This window comes from Dactylosporangium sp. CA-233914 (assembly GCF_050942935.1).
GTDB lineage: Bacteria > Actinomycetota > Actinomycetes > Mycobacteriales > Micromonosporaceae > Dactylosporangium.
Window position 1 is genome coordinate 1581197 of record NZ_CP192030.1, and the last position, 13525, is coordinate 1594721.

General features: G+C 71.9%; 14 protein-coding genes. 10 read left to right on the plus strand and 4 right to left on the minus strand.

Annotated features, from left to right (window positions below):
• The first annotated feature begins 108 nt into the window (after positions 1-108).
• Entirely contained in the window at positions 109-1464 is a 1356-nt protein-coding gene (locus tag ACQPY0_RS07265; RefSeq protein WP_432986192.1) for a dipeptidase, read from the plus strand.
• Between the two features lie 176 nt (positions 1465-1640).
• On the opposite strand, the gene ACQPY0_RS07270 is transcribed toward ACQPY0_RS07265, so the two are convergent.
• The 3 genes from ACQPY0_RS07270 to ACQPY0_RS07280 are packed head-to-tail and all read right to left on the minus strand — an operon-like array spanning position 1641 to position 4878.
• Entirely contained in the window at positions 1641-2093 is a 453-nt protein-coding gene (locus ACQPY0_RS07270; RefSeq protein ID WP_432986194.1) for a response regulator, read from the minus strand.
• A complete protein-coding gene (locus ACQPY0_RS07275) occupies positions 2090-3649 on the minus strand; it encodes a sensor histidine kinase (RefSeq protein ID WP_432986196.1) in 1560 nt (519 codons plus the stop codon). Before ACQPY0_RS07275 ends, ACQPY0_RS07270 begins: the two co-directional genes overlap by 4 nt.
• Entirely contained in the window at positions 3646-4878 is a 1233-nt protein-coding gene (locus ACQPY0_RS07280; RefSeq protein ID WP_432986198.1) for a PP2C family protein-serine/threonine phosphatase, read from the minus strand. Before ACQPY0_RS07280 ends, ACQPY0_RS07275 begins: the two co-directional genes overlap by 4 nt.
• 188 nt (positions 4879-5066) lie before the next feature.
• Here ACQPY0_RS07280 and ACQPY0_RS07285 point away from each other — a divergent pair, with 188 nt between their 5' ends.
• The 3 genes from ACQPY0_RS07285 (at position 5067) to ACQPY0_RS07295 (ending at position 7843) form a co-directional block, all read left to right on the plus strand.
• The gene (locus tag ACQPY0_RS07285; RefSeq protein ID WP_432995054.1) at positions 5067-6638 is read left to right on the plus strand and encodes a Na+/H+ antiporter; all 1572 of its coding nucleotides are present in this window, start codon (positions 5067-5069) and stop codon (positions 6636-6638) included.
• The gene (locus ACQPY0_RS07290) at positions 6635-6892 is read left to right on the plus strand and encodes a UBP-type zinc finger domain-containing protein (RefSeq protein ID WP_432986200.1); all 258 of its coding nucleotides are present in this window, start codon (positions 6635-6637) and stop codon (positions 6890-6892) included. The genes ACQPY0_RS07285 and ACQPY0_RS07290 overlap by 4 nt, the downstream gene beginning before the upstream one ends.
• Positions 6893-7081: 189 nt before the next feature.
• Positions 7082-7843 carry a DedA family protein gene (locus ACQPY0_RS07295; RefSeq protein ID WP_432986202.1) on the plus strand — a complete coding sequence of 254 codons (762 nt, stop codon included), beginning with the start codon at positions 7082-7084 and terminating at the stop codon, positions 7841-7843.
• A 147-nt stretch (positions 7844-7990) separates the two neighbouring features.
• Here the strand turns inward: ACQPY0_RS07295 and ACQPY0_RS07300 are convergent, their stop codons facing one another.
• Positions 7991-8944 (minus strand): AAA family ATPase, encoded by a 954-nt coding sequence (locus tag ACQPY0_RS07300; RefSeq protein ID WP_432986204.1) that lies wholly within the window; start codon positions 8942-8944, stop codon positions 7991-7993.
• Positions 8945-9123: 179 nt separating this feature from the next.
• Here ACQPY0_RS07300 and ACQPY0_RS07305 point away from each other — a divergent pair, with 179 nt between their 5' ends.
• From ACQPY0_RS07305 to ACQPY0_RS07330, 6 genes are read left to right on the plus strand one after another with little or no spacing between them, the layout of a single operon-like run.
• Positions 9124-9426 (plus strand): urease subunit gamma, encoded by a 303-nt coding sequence (locus ACQPY0_RS07305; RefSeq protein WP_259861685.1) that lies wholly within the window; start codon positions 9124-9126, stop codon positions 9424-9426.
• Positions 9423-9728, plus strand: coding sequence for an urease subunit beta (locus tag ACQPY0_RS07310; protein ID WP_432986206.1), 306 nt, complete (start codon positions 9423-9425; stop codon positions 9726-9728). Before ACQPY0_RS07305 ends, ACQPY0_RS07310 begins: the two co-directional genes overlap by 4 nt.
• Positions 9725-11434, plus strand: a complete 1710-nt coding sequence (locus ACQPY0_RS07315) for an urease subunit alpha (RefSeq protein ID WP_432986208.1) — start codon at positions 9725-9727, stop codon at positions 11432-11434. Before ACQPY0_RS07310 ends, ACQPY0_RS07315 begins: the two co-directional genes overlap by 4 nt.
• A 1-nt stretch (position 11435) precedes the next feature.
• Entirely contained in the window at positions 11436-12095 is a 660-nt protein-coding gene (locus ACQPY0_RS07320; protein ID WP_432986210.1) for an urease accessory protein UreF, read from the plus strand.
• On the plus strand, positions 12085-12792 hold the full coding sequence (ureG, locus tag ACQPY0_RS07325; RefSeq protein ID WP_432986212.1) for an urease accessory protein UreG: 708 nt from the start codon (positions 12085-12087) through the stop codon (positions 12790-12792). The genes ACQPY0_RS07320 and ureG overlap by 11 nt, the downstream gene beginning before the upstream one ends.
• Positions 12789-13505: an urease accessory protein UreD gene (locus ACQPY0_RS07330; RefSeq protein ID WP_432986214.1), complete on the plus strand. Its 717-nt coding sequence runs from the start codon at positions 12789-12791 to the stop codon at positions 13503-13505. Before ureG ends, ACQPY0_RS07330 begins: the two co-directional genes overlap by 4 nt.
• The last annotated feature ends 20 nt before the right edge of the window (positions 13506-13525 follow it).

The window sequence follows — 13525 nt, forward strand, 5'->3', positions numbered from 1 at the left end:
GGGGTGCGGTGGTGGGGACTGCAGCGGTGGGAGTTGGGAGGGTTGCGGGACGGTCGGGAAATGGGGCGGCTTGCGTGCGTTCGGGAGGGTGCGCAGTAAGTTCTGCGTATGACAGTGCGAACCGAGGAAGAGCTGCGTGCCGCGATCCGGCGGGAGATGCCAGGCGTGCGGGCCGATCTGGAGCGGCTTGTCCGGATTCCGGGTATTGCGTTCGACGGGTTCGATGACAGTCACGTGGAGCGGTCGGCCGAGGCGGTGGCGGAGCTGCTGCGTGGGGTGGGGCTGCCCGACGTGCGGATCGTGCGTAAGGGTGGGCAGCCTGCCGTCATCGGGCGGAAGCCGGCGCCGGCCGGGGCGCCGACGGTGTTGCTCTACGCGCACCATGATGTGCAGCCGGTCGGGGATCTGGGGCAGTGGAACAGCGACCCGTTCGAGCCGGTGGAGCGGGACGGGCGGCTGTACGGGCGCGGGGTGGCCGACGACAAAGCCGGGGTCATGGCGCACGTCGCGGCGCTGCGGGTGTTCGGGGACGAGTTGCCCGTCGGGGTCGTCGTGTTCATCGAGGGCGAGGAGGAGTTCGGGTCGGAGTCGCTCGAGGACCTGCTGCGGGAGTACCGGGACGATCTGGCCGCCGACGTCATCGTCATCGCGGACTCCGGGAACTGGGACATCGGGCAGCCGGCGCTGACGACCGGGCTGCGCGGGATCGTCAACGGGTTCGTCGAGGTTCGGGTGCTCGAGAACGCGGTGCACAGCGGCATGTTCGGCGGGGCGGTGCCCGATGCGCTGATCTCGCTGTCGCGGCTCATCGCCAGCCTGCATGACGACAACGGTGACGTGGCCGTCGAGGGGCTGGTCCGCACGGCCTCCGCTCCGCTCGATTATCCGGAGAAGCGCTTCCGGGAGGAGGCGGGGCTGCTCGACGGGGTCGAGCTCATCGGGACCGGGCGGCTCGTCGAGCGGCTCTGGACCAGGCCCGCGATCTCGATTCTCGGCATCGACGCGCCGCCGACCTCCGGGGCGCCGAACGCGCTCATTCCCCGGGCGAAGGCGAAGTTCAGCGTGCGGATCGCGCCGGGGGACTCGGCGCAGCGGGTGTACGAGGCGGTCACCGAGCATCTTCGCCGGCACGCGCCGTGGGGGGTGCAGGTCAGCGTCGAGCTCGAGCAGCTCGGGGAGCCGTGCGTGATCGATGCCACGGGGCCCGCGTACGACGCGGCGCGCCAGGCGTTCACGGCCGCCTGGGACGGGGCTCAGCCGGTGGACATGGGGATCGGCGGGTCGATTCCGTTCATCGCGACGTTCCAGGAGCTGTTCCCGAAGGCCGCGATCCTCGTGACCGGGGTCGAGGACCCGGACACGACCGCGCACGGGCCGAACGAGAGCCTGCACCTCGCCGAGTTCGAGCGGGTCTGCATCGCCGAGACGCTGCTGCTGTCGAAGGTGTCGCAGCTGTCCGCGTAGGCGCATGCGGACATGACCGGCAAATCGGATAAATCCGGATGCTGGGTCGTGTCCGGATTTATCCGAATACCCACGCGGTAGCGCGGAGAGCCGAGGCCCGAGAGGAGCAGGATGCCGCGCCACCGTGGGTGTGGACGGACGATACGAAATCGGCGGGCCGTTGTTCAAAAGGCGGCTCAGCTGCGCGGCGGAAGCTTCACGACGCTGACGAAGAACTCGTCGATCTGGCGCACCACGGCGATGAAACTGTCGAAGTCGACGGGCTTCGTGACGTACGCATTGGCGTGCAGTGAGTAGCTTCGCAGAATGTCCTCGTCCGCCTGGGAGGTGGTCAGCACCACGACCGGGATGCGGCGCAGGTCCTGGTCCTCCTTGATGACCTGCAGGACCTCGCGGCCGTCCACGCGCGGCAGGTTGAGGTCCAGGAGGACGAGGTCGGGACGGGTCGCGTCAGCGAAGCGGCCCTCGCGGCGCAGGTACGCCAGCGCCTCCTCCCCGTCCTGCACCACGTTGAGCTTGTTGCGGACCTTGTGCTCCTCGAACGCCTCCTGCGTCATGAGCACGTCGCCCGGGTCGTCCTCGACGAGCAGCACCTCGATCGGCAGGGATGCTTCCACGGGCGCGGTCATGGGGCGGACTCCTCAGCGGGCGCGGGGATCGGCAGCGTGAATCGCAACAGCGTACCCTCGCGGTGATCGGGGTCGATCCAGATCCGGCCGCCATGGTATTCGACGATCTTCTTGGCGATGGCCAGGCCGATGCCGGTGCCGGGATACGTCTCCTTGGCGTGGAGGCGCTGGAAGATCACGAAGACCTTGTCGGCGAACTCGGGCTCGATGCCGATGCCGTTGTCCTCGACGCTGATCTCGTACTCGCCCTCGCCGGCCTGGCTGTCGATGACGATCCGCGGCGGCACGTCGGGGCGGCGGAACTTGATCGCGTTGCCGATGAGGTTGCTGAACAGGGCTCCGAGCAGGGGCTCCTCGCCGCGCACGCTGGGCAGGCCGGTGAAGATGATCTCGGCGTCGGTGGCCTCGCGCTGGGCGTCGAACTGCGCCGCGGCGTCCTGGACCACCTTGTTGAGGTCCACCTCGGTGAAGCCCGAGGTCAGGCGGCCGATGCGGGAGAAGGCCAGCAGGTCGTTGATGAGCCGCTGCATGCGCTGCGCGCCGTCGACGGCGAAGCCGATGTACTGGTCCGCGCGCTCGTCGAGCTGCCCGGAGTACCGACGCTGCAGTAGCTGGCAGAAGCTCGCCACCTTGCGCAGCGGCTCCTGCAGGTCGTGACTGGCGACGTAGGCGAACTGCTCCAGGTCCCGGTTGGACCGGGTGAGCTCGGCCGCCTGCTGCTCCAGCATGCGGTTGGCCTCCTCGACCAAGCGCCGGGCCTCCTGCACGTCGGTGAGGTCGGCGTTGATCCGCCGCCGCATGGTGTCGACGTCACCGGCCAGGGCCGTGAGCTCCGGGGGACCGGAGCTGGTGATCTCGTACTCGTAGTCGCCCCCGGCCACCCGCCGCACCTCGCCGGCCAGGTCGGTGACCGGGCGCGTGATCAGGCGGCGCAGCAGGTACGCGAGCGTGACACCGGCGACCACGACCACGACAGCGGCGAGGACGAGCAGCAGGATGAGCACGTTGCCGGTCGCGCGGACCTGGGCGGCGACCTCGTCCCGGCGGGTGATGAGGGCCTGTGACAGCGCGGCGATGCGGCCGGAGGCCTCGTTGTAGACGGCCCGCGATTGGTCGGTCGGCGCGGCGGTGTCGGGGTTCACGCCGTTCGCCCGGGCCTGGCTGATCAGGGGCTCGGTTATCTCGCTACGGTATCGCGCGGTCGCCGCCGCGATGTCGCGCACCGCAGCCTCCAGGCGGGGCTCGTCGGTGAGCAGGCGCTCCGTTTCGCCCAGGATCGCGGCCTCCTGGGCCTGGGCGTCACGGTAGCTGTCCAGGTCGGAGTCCTTGCCGGTGAGCAGGAACGTGCGGACGCTGGACTGCTGGCGCAGCAGCTGGGAGTACAGCCGCTCGGCATTGACCAGGGCGGGCGTGATCCGGTCCATCACCAGGGTCGTGTCGGAGCGATTGGCCGCCGCGGTCACCGTGGCGCTGACCGCGACCACGCCGAGCAGGCCGGCGACGACGGCGCACAGCGCGGCGATGCGCCGCCACAGCGACCAGGACGAAGGAGTCATGAGGGCCTCGGGTCGCTCGGTGATGGGGTCAGCACGAGCACGGCGATGTCATCGGGCACCGGGCCGCCGTTGTGGGCCTCGGCCTTCTGCGCCAGCCAGCCGGGCAGGTCGCGGGGCTCGGCGCGCAGCGGGCTCTCCAGGACCCGGCACAGCCCGTCGACGCCGAGGCGGTCGCCCGGCGAGGCGTCGGGGCTGGCGGCGCCCTCGATCAGGCCGTCGGTGTAGAGCAGCAGGGACCACTCCTCGGCCGGGCCCAGCGGCACCTCGGCCGCCGGGCGCGGCATCCCCGGGATCACGCCCAGGACCAGGCCCGGCTTGGCGTCGCACGGCATCGCGCGGTTGCCGGCGATCAGGATCGGCGGCGGGTGGCCGGCGAGGCGGATGCGGGCGGTGCGGGCCAGCAGGTCGACGGTGACCACGGCCACCGTCGCGAACAGCTCGTCGGTGCGCCGCTCGGCGACCAGCACCTGCTCCAGCGAGTCGAGGATCTGCTCCTCGGGCACGCCGGCCAGCACCAGCGCCCGCCAGGCGACCCGCAGCGCGACCCCGAGCGGCGCCTCGTCGACGCCGTGGCCGCAGACATCGCCGATGAGCAGGTGCAGGCGGGTGCCGCCGTCGACGCCGATCGCGTCGAAGAAGTCGCCGCCGAGCAGGGCGCGGTCGCGGCCGGGGCGATAGATGCTGTTCAGCACCGCCGGCACGTTGTGCATCAGCGGCTGCGGCAGCAGGCCGCGCTCCAGGCGGGCCGACTCGGCCTGGCGCAGCTCGGACTCGCGCAGCAGCCGGGCCTGCTCGTCGGCGCGCTTGCGCTCGACGGCGTAGCGCACCGCCCGGGCCAGCCCGGCCCCGTCGACCGTGCCCTTGACCAGGTAGTCCTGCGCGCCCTCGGCGACGGCGGCAGTGCCGAGGTGCTCGTCCTCCAGGCCGGTGAGCACGCAGACCGCGGCACCCCCCGAGTGCTGCAGCACCTGGCGCAGCCCGTCCAGGCCGCTGGCGTCGGGCAGCCCCAGGTCGAGCAGGACGCAGTGCACGTCGCGGAAGCGGGGCCGGGCCTCGCGCATGGTCTGCGCGATCTGCACGTCGAAGGGAGCGCGGGCCTCCGCGAGCAGCTCGCGGACCAGGAACGCGTCCCCCGGGTCGTCCTCGACCAGCAGCACGCGGATCCGCTCGCCGGCGAACGGTCCGATCCGCCGGTTGCGAAGATCCACAGTCGTGCTGACGTCGGCCATGCTCACACCCAACCGACGGTTCCAGCTATTTGCCGCGCGGCACACATGTGGACGATCCTCCCCTACGTCACGGCTTGGTGCATGGCGTGGAGAAGTCTCTCAAGCCCGGACCCGCCCGCGCCGCGCCGGCGGAGTGCCCCGCGTCACTTGTAATACAGTCGATCCGTGCCGTGGATAAGCTTTCGCGCGTGCACGGGCTGGAGAACATCGTCGGACTGATCGCGGTCGTGGTCGCCACCTCGGTGGTCGCCCGCCGCATCGGGGTGCTGTCGCCGATCCTGCTGGTCGTGGTCGGCATCGGCATCTCGTTCATCCCGGGGCTGCTGGAGGTCGAGCTCGACCCCGAGGTCGTCCTGCTCGGCATCCTGCCGCCGATCCTCTACGTCGCGGCGCTGGAGACCTCGGTGCCCGCGTTCAGGTTCAACATCCGCCCGATCCTGCTGCTCGCCATCGGGCTGGTGCTGTTCACAACCGCCGCCGTGGGGTTCACGCTGCACATGCTGCTTCCAGCCGTACCGCTGGCCGCCTGCTTCGCCCTCGGCGCGATCGTCGCCCCGCCGGACGCGGTCGCGGCCACGGCGGTCGCCCGGCGCATCGGCCTGCCGCGGCGCGTGGTCACCGTCCTGGAGGGCGAGAGCCTCATCAACGACGCGAGCGCCCTGGTCACGCTGCGGGTGGCGGTCGCCGCCGCGGTCGGCGAGGCGGTCGACGCCTGGTCGATCACCGAGCAGGCCTCGATCGCGGTCGTCGGCGGCGTGGCGTTCGGCGTGGCCGGCGGGCTCCTCGTGGGTTTCGTGCACAAGCGGGTCACCAACCCGCTCATCGACAACGCGATCTCGCTGCTCACGCCGTGGGTCGTGTTCCTGCCGGCCGAACGGGTGCACGCCTCCGGCGTCGTCGCGGTCGTGGTCTGCGGCCTGTCGCTGGGGCACCGGATGCCGACGCTGATGTCGGCCGCCTCCCGGCTGCAGATGGACGCCTTCTGGCGGATGGTGAAGTTCCTGCTCGAGGGGGCCGTGTTCCTCCTCGTCGGCCTGCAGCTGCGCGCGCTGGTCGCCGACGTGGAGCGCTCGTTCGGCTTCACGATGGGCGCGCTGGCCGCCGTGGTCGGCGTGGTGATCGTGGCGCGGATCGTGTGGCTGTTCCCCACGACGTACCTCGCCCGGCTCATCCCGCGCGTGCGCCGCCGCGACCCGGCCCCCGCGCTCGCCGCCCCGGCCGTCATCTCCTGGGCCGGCATGCGCGGCGCGGTCACCCTGGCGGCCGCGCTCTCGCTGCCGGCGACGCTCGCCGACGGGATGGCGTACCCGCGGGGGCTCTTCGTCATTCTGGCCTTCGGCGTCATTGTGGCCACACTGGTACTACAGGGAGCCACCCTGCCCACCGTCGCCCGGTGGCTGAAGGTCCCCGGCGACGACGAGAAGCAGGACGCGCTCGCCGAGGCATCGGTGCAGCACGAGGCGTCCCGGGCCGGCAAGGCCCGCCTGGAGGAGGTCGCCGACGACGCGCCCGACGGCGTGGTCGAGCGACTGCGCCAGGTGGCGCTGAGCCGCTCCAACCTGGCGTGGGAGCGGCTGGGCCGCTCCGACCGGGAGACGCCGTCCGCCGCCTACGCCCGGCTGCGGCGCGAGATGCTCAACGCCGAGCGGGAAGTTTTCCGCAAGGCCCGCGACAGCGGGAGAATTCCGGAAGAGACGCTGCGCCAGGCGCAGCGGGACATGGACCTGGAAGAGTCACTGCTGGAGCGGGAGAATCTGTGACCTGCGTACACCTCGAGGCGGCCGAGAAGCTGGACCCGCCCGTCGCCGAAGGCTGCCCGGAGTGCCTGGAGGGTGGGTTCACCGGCTGGGTGCACCTGCGCCAGTGCCTGGCCTGCGGCCATGTGGCCTGCTGCGACTCCTCGCCGCGCCGCCACGCCACCCAGCACTACCTGGTGCATCATCATCCGGTGATGCAGTCGATCGAGCCGGGTGAGTTCTGGCGCTGGTGCTACGTCCACGAGACCGTCGGCTGAGTTTCACCCCCGCATCCCACCTGCGGGTATGCGTGTTCTCAGGCATTTCAAAGGAGATGCGGGACACAATCGTCTTCAGTTGGGCATGCGCTTCGGTGCAGCCGTGTTGCCATGGTCAACGGGGATATGTTCGGCCGTTTCGTGACGGGGTAAGGGGCGGGCCATGGCGAGTCCGAGATGGTGAGCGCGGTGCTGGACCTCGTGTCCACACCGGGCGTCCTCTACGCCGCGGTCCTCGTCCTGCTCACCGTCGACGCCTTCGTCCCGGTCGTCCCCGCCCAGGCCCTCATGATCGGCGGCGGCATCCTGTCCGCCTCCGGTCACGTGCAGCTGCTCCTGCTCGTCCTCTTCGGCGCCGCGGGCGTCGTCGCCGGCGACCTCCTCGCGTTCCTGGTCGGCCGCCGCCTGGCCCGCCGCGGCGCCGAGCGCGCGGGCCGCGCCCTGCCTCGCCGCGCCGCCAAGGTCACCGCCAGCCTCAACGAGGCCATGCGCCGCCACATCTTCCTGGCCGTGCTCTTCTGCCGCTTCGTGCCCGCGGGCCGCATGATCACCGCCGTCTACGCCGGCCGCAACGGCGTCTCGACCCGCCGGTTCGCCACCTACGACGTGGTCGCCGCGATGCTCTGGGCGACCTACGGCGCGCTGCTCGGCCACTTCGGCGGCGCGGCCATGACCGACTCGTCGTGGCTGCCGCTGCTGCTGGTCGCGGCGGCGGCCCTGCTCTTCGTGGCGGGCGCCCCGCTGCTCGGCCTGATGGGCAAGCTCGGCAAGCGGGTCACCGCCGAGCCGGAGCGCCGCCCCGCCCGGGTCTGCCGCCGCCGTTCGGCGATGGAGACCCTGGCGGCCGCGGAGCCGCTGGCCGCGATCGAGGTCCTGGTCGCGGCCGAGGCCGTGGCGGCCGCGGAGTCGGTGGTCGTCAGGGTCAACGGGCTCGAGTCCGCCGCGCAGTAGTGGAGCGGACGGACAAGTCGGGCGCTGCGCGCCGTGACTTGTCCGGCGAGAGCGCCGGCTACTGCCGCGGATGCTTACCGGCATCCTCGCCGCTGCCGGGCACGCAACCTCGCCGTGCAGGATGTGCTCGCGCAGCCGCACCCGGATTTACTGCTGCTGGCCGGCGTGGACCTCGGGCGGGTTGTGCGCCGGCACCGGCAGCTCGATCCCGTGCACCCGCTCCCAGGCCTCGATGACCGACCGGGTGACGTGCGCGCGGAAGTAGTCGTTCGCGCTCAGGCGGTTGGTCACCAGCTCCTCGGACTCGGCCAGCAGGCTGCCCGGCACGAGGTGGAGGCCGTTCTGGACCGCGGCGCTCAGGCGGCGGTGGCCGTCGATCACGTAGTAGTCCGGACCGCTGTGCCCGATCGTCAGGGGCTCGAGGTCCCCGGGCTTGGCGTCGGCGAGCTCCTGGGCCAGCGTCTCGTCCGCGAAGTCGATCTCGCGGGTGGGGTAGATGCGCATCGGGTCGAGCAGGAGCAGCGGCGGGCGCTCGCGGAGGATGTCGGTGCCCAGCTGGCCCTCGAAGGCGGCCTGCACGGCGGAGACCACCTGATCGGGGTTGGCGCGGGTGCTGTCGGCCACGAGGTCGTAGTTGCGCAGACGATACTTGTCCGCACCGTATCGCGTCAGGAACCGCATCCGCTCGCTCTCGCTGCGGCTGTGCAGGTTGCGCTTGGCCTCTTCGAGGGACGCGTAGTTCTCCACCTCGGAGTGCGGGCGGGCCAGGACGCGGCGGGCGGCCTCGTTCGGCTCGGTGATGAGGTGGACCTTGAAGGCCTCGTGGAAGAAGAACCAGGCCAGGCGGCTGTCGACGATCAGCTGCTCGCCGGACTGGGCGATCTCGGACTGCAGGTTGTCCACGGCGCTGTCGATCGCGTCGTCGAGCTCGGCGTGGAGGTTGAGCTGCAGTGCGGTCATGCCGCGGCGCTGGGCCATCTCCCGGTACATGTCGCCGACGCTGATGCGGCGCAGCCCGAGCCGGCTCGCGAGCTCGACAGAGACGGTTGACTTGCCGCTGCCGAGGTCTCCGTTGATGACGACGGACCGGTGATTGCTCATGCGCAACTCTCCAGGTAGTGAGGCGTCGCGAGCCTAACACGCGCCCGTTGCAGCGCTTTTGGTCGTGTTACCCAGGCGGTACCGATGGAATTCATCCGAACGGACCGCGCCGGCCGGTAATCGGGGTGAAACATCGGGATGGCAGCATCCGGCCACCACCGCCCCAACGGAGGTCACCGTTGTTCCTGACCCGCCACGAGCAGGAGCGCCTGCTGATCCACGTCGCCGCCGACGTGGCCCAACGCCGCAAGGACCGCGGGCTGAAGCTCAACTACCCGGAGGCCGTCGCGATCATCACCGCCTTCCTGCTGGAGGGCGCGCGCGACGGGCGGACCGTGGTGGACCTGATGGAGGCCGGGCGGCACGTGCTCGGCCGCGACGACGTCCAGGAGGGCGTCCCCGAGATGCTGGTGGAGGTGCAGGTGGAGGCGACGTTCCCGGACGGCACCAAGCTCGTGACCGTACACCACCCGATCCCGTGATCCCGGGCGAGCTGATCCCCGGCGACGGGCCGGTGATCATCAACGAGGGGCGCCCGGAGCTGGCGCTGACCGTGCGCAACACGGGCGACCGGCCGGTGCAGGTCGGGTCCCACTACCACTTCGCCGAGGCCAACGCGGCGCTCGACTTCGACCGCGAGGCCGCCTGGGGCCACCGGCTGGGCGTGCCGGCCGGCACCTCGGTGCGCTTCGAGCCGGGCGTGGCCCGCGAGGTCGTCCTGGTCCCGCTGGCGGGAAACCGGATCGTGCCGGGCCTGCGCGGCAAGGCGGGGGGAGCACTGTGAGTGAACTCGACCGGCGGCGCTACGCCAACCTCTACGGCCCCACCGCCGGCGACCGCGTGCGCCTGGCCGACACCGACCTGTTCATCCAGGTCGAGGCCGACCACTGCGCCGGCGGCGACGAGGCCGTCTTCGGCGGCGGCAAGGTGATCCGCGAGTCGATGGGGCAGTCCCGCGCGACGCGCGCCGAGGGCACCCCGGACACGGTCGTCACCGGCGCGATCATCCTCGACCACTGGGGGATCGTGAAGGCCGACGTCGGCATCCGCGACGGGCGGATCGCCGGCATCGGCCGGGCCGGCAACCCCGACATCATGGACGGCGTCGACCCCGCGCTGGTCATCGGCCCGTCGACCGAGATCATCGCGGGCAACGGCCGCATCCTCACCGCCGGCGCGATCGACTGCCACGTGCACCTGATCGCCCCGCTGATCCTGGAGGAGGCGCTCGCCAGCGGCATCACGACGATCGTCGGCGGCGGCACCGGGCCCGCGGAGGGCTCCAAGGCGACGACGGTCACGCCGGGCGCCTGGCACCTCGCCCGGATGCTCGAGGCGCTCGACCCGTGGCCGGTCAACGTGCTGCTGCTCGGCAAGGGCAACACCGTCTCCGAGGAGGCGATGTGGGAGCAGTTGCGCGCCGGGGCCGGGGGCTTCAAGCTGCACGAGGACTGGGGCACCACCCCGGCCGCGATCGACGCCTGCCTGCGGGTCGCCGACGCCTCGGGCGTGCAGGTGAACATCCACACGGACACGCTCAACGAGGCCGGGTTCGTCGAGGAGACCCTGCGGGCCATCGCCGGGCGCAGCATCCACGCGTATCACACCGAGGGCGCCGGCGGCGGGCACGCCCCGGACATCATCACGGTCGCCTCGCACCCGAACGTGCTGCCGTCGTCGACGAACCCGACCCGGCCGTACACCCGCAACACCCTCAGCGAGCACCTCGACATGCTCATCGTCTGCCACCACCTCAACCCGAGCGTCCCGGAGGACCTGGCGTTCGCGGAGAGCCGGATCCGGCCCTCGACGATGGCGGCCGAGGACCTGCTGCACGACCTCGGCGCGATCTCGATCATCGGCTCGGACTCCCAGGCGATGGGGCGCGTCGGCGAGGTCGTCCTGCGCACGTGGCAGACCGCGCACGTGATGAAGCGGCGCCGGGGCGCGCTGGCGGGGGACGGGCCCGCCGACAACGAGCGGGCGAAGCGGTACGTCGCGAAGTACACCATCTGCCCTGCCGTCGCCTCCGGCATCGCCCACGAGGTCGGCTCGGTCGCCGTCGGCAAGCTCGCCGACCTCGTGCTGTGGGACCCCGCGTTCTTCGGGGTGCGCCCGCACGTGGTGGTCAAGGGCGGCGCGATCGCGTGGGGCGCGATGGGCGACGCGAACGCCTCCATCCCGACGCCGCAGCCGATCCTGTCCCGGCCGATGTTCGGCGCCTACGGCCGCACCGCCCCGGCCACCAGCCTCGCGTTCGTCGCGCCGGCGGCGCTCGACGACGGGCTCGCCGAGCGGCTGGGGCTCCAGCGCCGCCTCGCCGCCGTCGCCGACACGCGCTCGACGGGCAAGGCCGACATGCCGGGCAACGACGCCCAGCCGCGCATCGAGGTCGAGCCGGACACCTTCACCGTGCGCATCGACGGCGAGGTCGTCGAGCCGGAACCGGTCGAGGAACTGCCAATGGCGCAGCGGTACTTCCTGTTCTGACATGAGAGCCTTCACCGATCTGCTGATGCTGGCCGACGGCCGGTTCCCCGCGGGCGGGCACGCGCACTCCGGCGGCCTGGAGGCGGCGGTGGCCCACGGGCGCGTGCGCGACCTCGACGGCCTGCGCGCGTTCCTGCGCGGCCGGCTGCGCACGGCGGGCCTGGTCGGGGCGGCGTTCGCGGCGGCCGCGTGCGCCCGGCCGGAGGCGATGGAGGCGCTCGAGGAGGATCTGGACGCGCGGACCCCGTCGCCGGCGCTGCGCCTGGCCGCGCGCCGGCAGGGCCGCTCGCTGTGCCGGGCCGCGCTCGTGGTCTGGCCCGGCGAGCACGTGACCCGGGCCGCGAAGGCGCGCGTCTCACAGCCGATCGCGCTGGGCGTCGCCGCGCACGCGGCCGGGCTCAGCCCCGAGGAGGCGGCGCTGCTGGCCGCGTACCACGCCGTCTCCGGCCCGGCGAGCGCGGCGGTCCGCCTGCTCGGGCTCGATCCGTACCGGGTACACGCCGTCCTCGCCGAACTCGCGGGCGAGTGCGACGAGGTGGCGCGGGAGGCCGCGACACACGCCCGTGGCCCCGTGGAGGACCTGCCGGCGGCATCGGCGCCGCTGCTGGACGTCTCCGCCGAGGACCACGCCGCATGGGAGGTAAGGCTCTTTGCATCCTGACGAGCACGGGCACGAGCACGGCCCGGACGAGGTTCCCCACACGCACCCGCATCCGGACGCCGACCCGCACGAGCCGCTCCCGGCGAGCCGGCGGGCCGTGCGCATCGGCATCGGCGGCCCCGTCGGCTCGGGCAAGACCGCCCTGGTCGCCGCGCTGTGCCGCAGCCTGTCCGAGGATCTGCGGGTCGCGGTCGTGACCAACGACATCTACACGACCGAGGACGCCGACTTCCTGCTGCGCAACGGGGTGCTGCCGGCCGAGCGCATCCGCGCGGTGGAGACCGGCTGCTGCCCGCACACGGCGATCCGCGACGACATCTCGGCCAATCTCGATGCGATCGAGGAGCTGGAGGAGAGCCTCGGCCCGCTGGACGTGATCCTGGTCGAGAGCGGCGGTGACAACCTCACCGCCACCTTCAGCAAGGGCCTCGTCGACCGGCAGATCTTCGTCGTCGACGTGGCCGGCGGCGACAAGGTGCCCCGCAAGGGCGGCCCCGGCGTCACCAGCGCCGACCTGCTCGTCATCAACAAGACCGACCTGGCCCCGCTGGTCGGCGCCGACCTCGCCGTCATGCAGCGCGACGCGGCCGTCCGCCGGGGCGACCTGCCGACGGTGTTCCTGTCGCTGGTCGAGGACCGCGCCGCCAAGCCGGTGCAGGAGTGGATCCGCGGCCTGGTCGCCTCGTCGGTCGCATGAGGGCGTCCGCGCGGATCGTCGCGGAGCGTGCGGGTGATCGGACAGTACTGCGGGTGCTCAAGGGCGAGGCACCCCTCCTCCCGCGCCGCACCGGCCCCGGCGAGGTCCACCTGGTCGGTGGCGCGGCGGGCCCGCTGGGCGGCGACGAGCTGAGGCTGGAGATCGAGGTCGGCCCGGGCGCGAAGCTGTGGGTCCGCACGGTCGCCGCGAGCATCGCGCTGCCGGGCCGCTCGGGCGCCGAGTCGGTGTTGTCCATGCACGCGGTGGTGGCCGAGGACGCGTTCCTGGCCTTCCTGCCCGAGCCGATCGTGGCGGCCGCGCGTTGCCGCCACCACAACGTCGCCGTTGTCGACCTGGCGGCCGGCGCGACGTTGATCTGGCGCGAGGAGGCGGTCTTCGGCCGCCACGACGAGCCGTCGGGCGACTTGCGACTGTCGACGTCGATCAGGCGAGCTTCACGTCCCTGGTATCGCAGCGACGTAGCCGTGGGCCCGAGCCACGTCAACGGCCCGGCATTGCTGGGCGGCGCGCGCGTCCTGTCAACACTGATCACAACGTCAACGTTGATTACCACGTCCACGTCAGCGTCAACGTCCACGTCAGCGGCGGCCGTCATGGAGCTTGCCGGGGGCGGGCTCGTCGCCACGGTGCTCGCCGACGAGGTGGAGCAGACGCGCAAGGTGACCGATCGCCTGGTTACACCCGCGCAATAGTCGAGCAAAACGAAAGTAAC

Excerpts from the sequence above, each read along its gene's own strand:
- ACQPY0_RS07320 (WP_432986210.1), top strand. The coding sequence starts at position 11,436 with ATGAGAGCCTTCACCGATCTGCTGATGCTGGCCGACGGCCGGTTCCCC.
- ACQPY0_RS07300 (WP_432986204.1), bottom strand. The coding sequence starts at position 8,944 with ATGAGCAATCACCGGTCCGTCGTCATCAACGGAGACCTCGGCAGCGGC.
- ACQPY0_RS07270 (WP_432986194.1), bottom strand. The coding sequence starts at position 2,093 with ATGACCGCGCCCGTGGAAGCATCCCTGCCGATCGAGGTGCTGCTCGTC.
- ACQPY0_RS07280 (WP_432986198.1), bottom strand. The coding sequence starts at position 4,878 with ATGGCCGACGTCAGCACGACTGTGGATCTTCGCAACCGGCGGATCGGA.
- ACQPY0_RS07265 (WP_432986192.1), top strand. The coding sequence starts at position 109 with ATGACAGTGCGAACCGAGGAAGAGCTGCGTGCCGCGATCCGGCGGGAG.
- ACQPY0_RS07330 (WP_432986214.1), top strand. The coding sequence starts at position 12,789 with ATGAGGGCGTCCGCGCGGATCGTCGCGGAGCGTGCGGGTGATCGGACA.
- ACQPY0_RS07275 (WP_432986196.1), bottom strand. The coding sequence starts at position 3,649 with ATGACTCCTTCGTCCTGGTCGCTGTGGCGGCGCATCGCCGCGCTGTGC.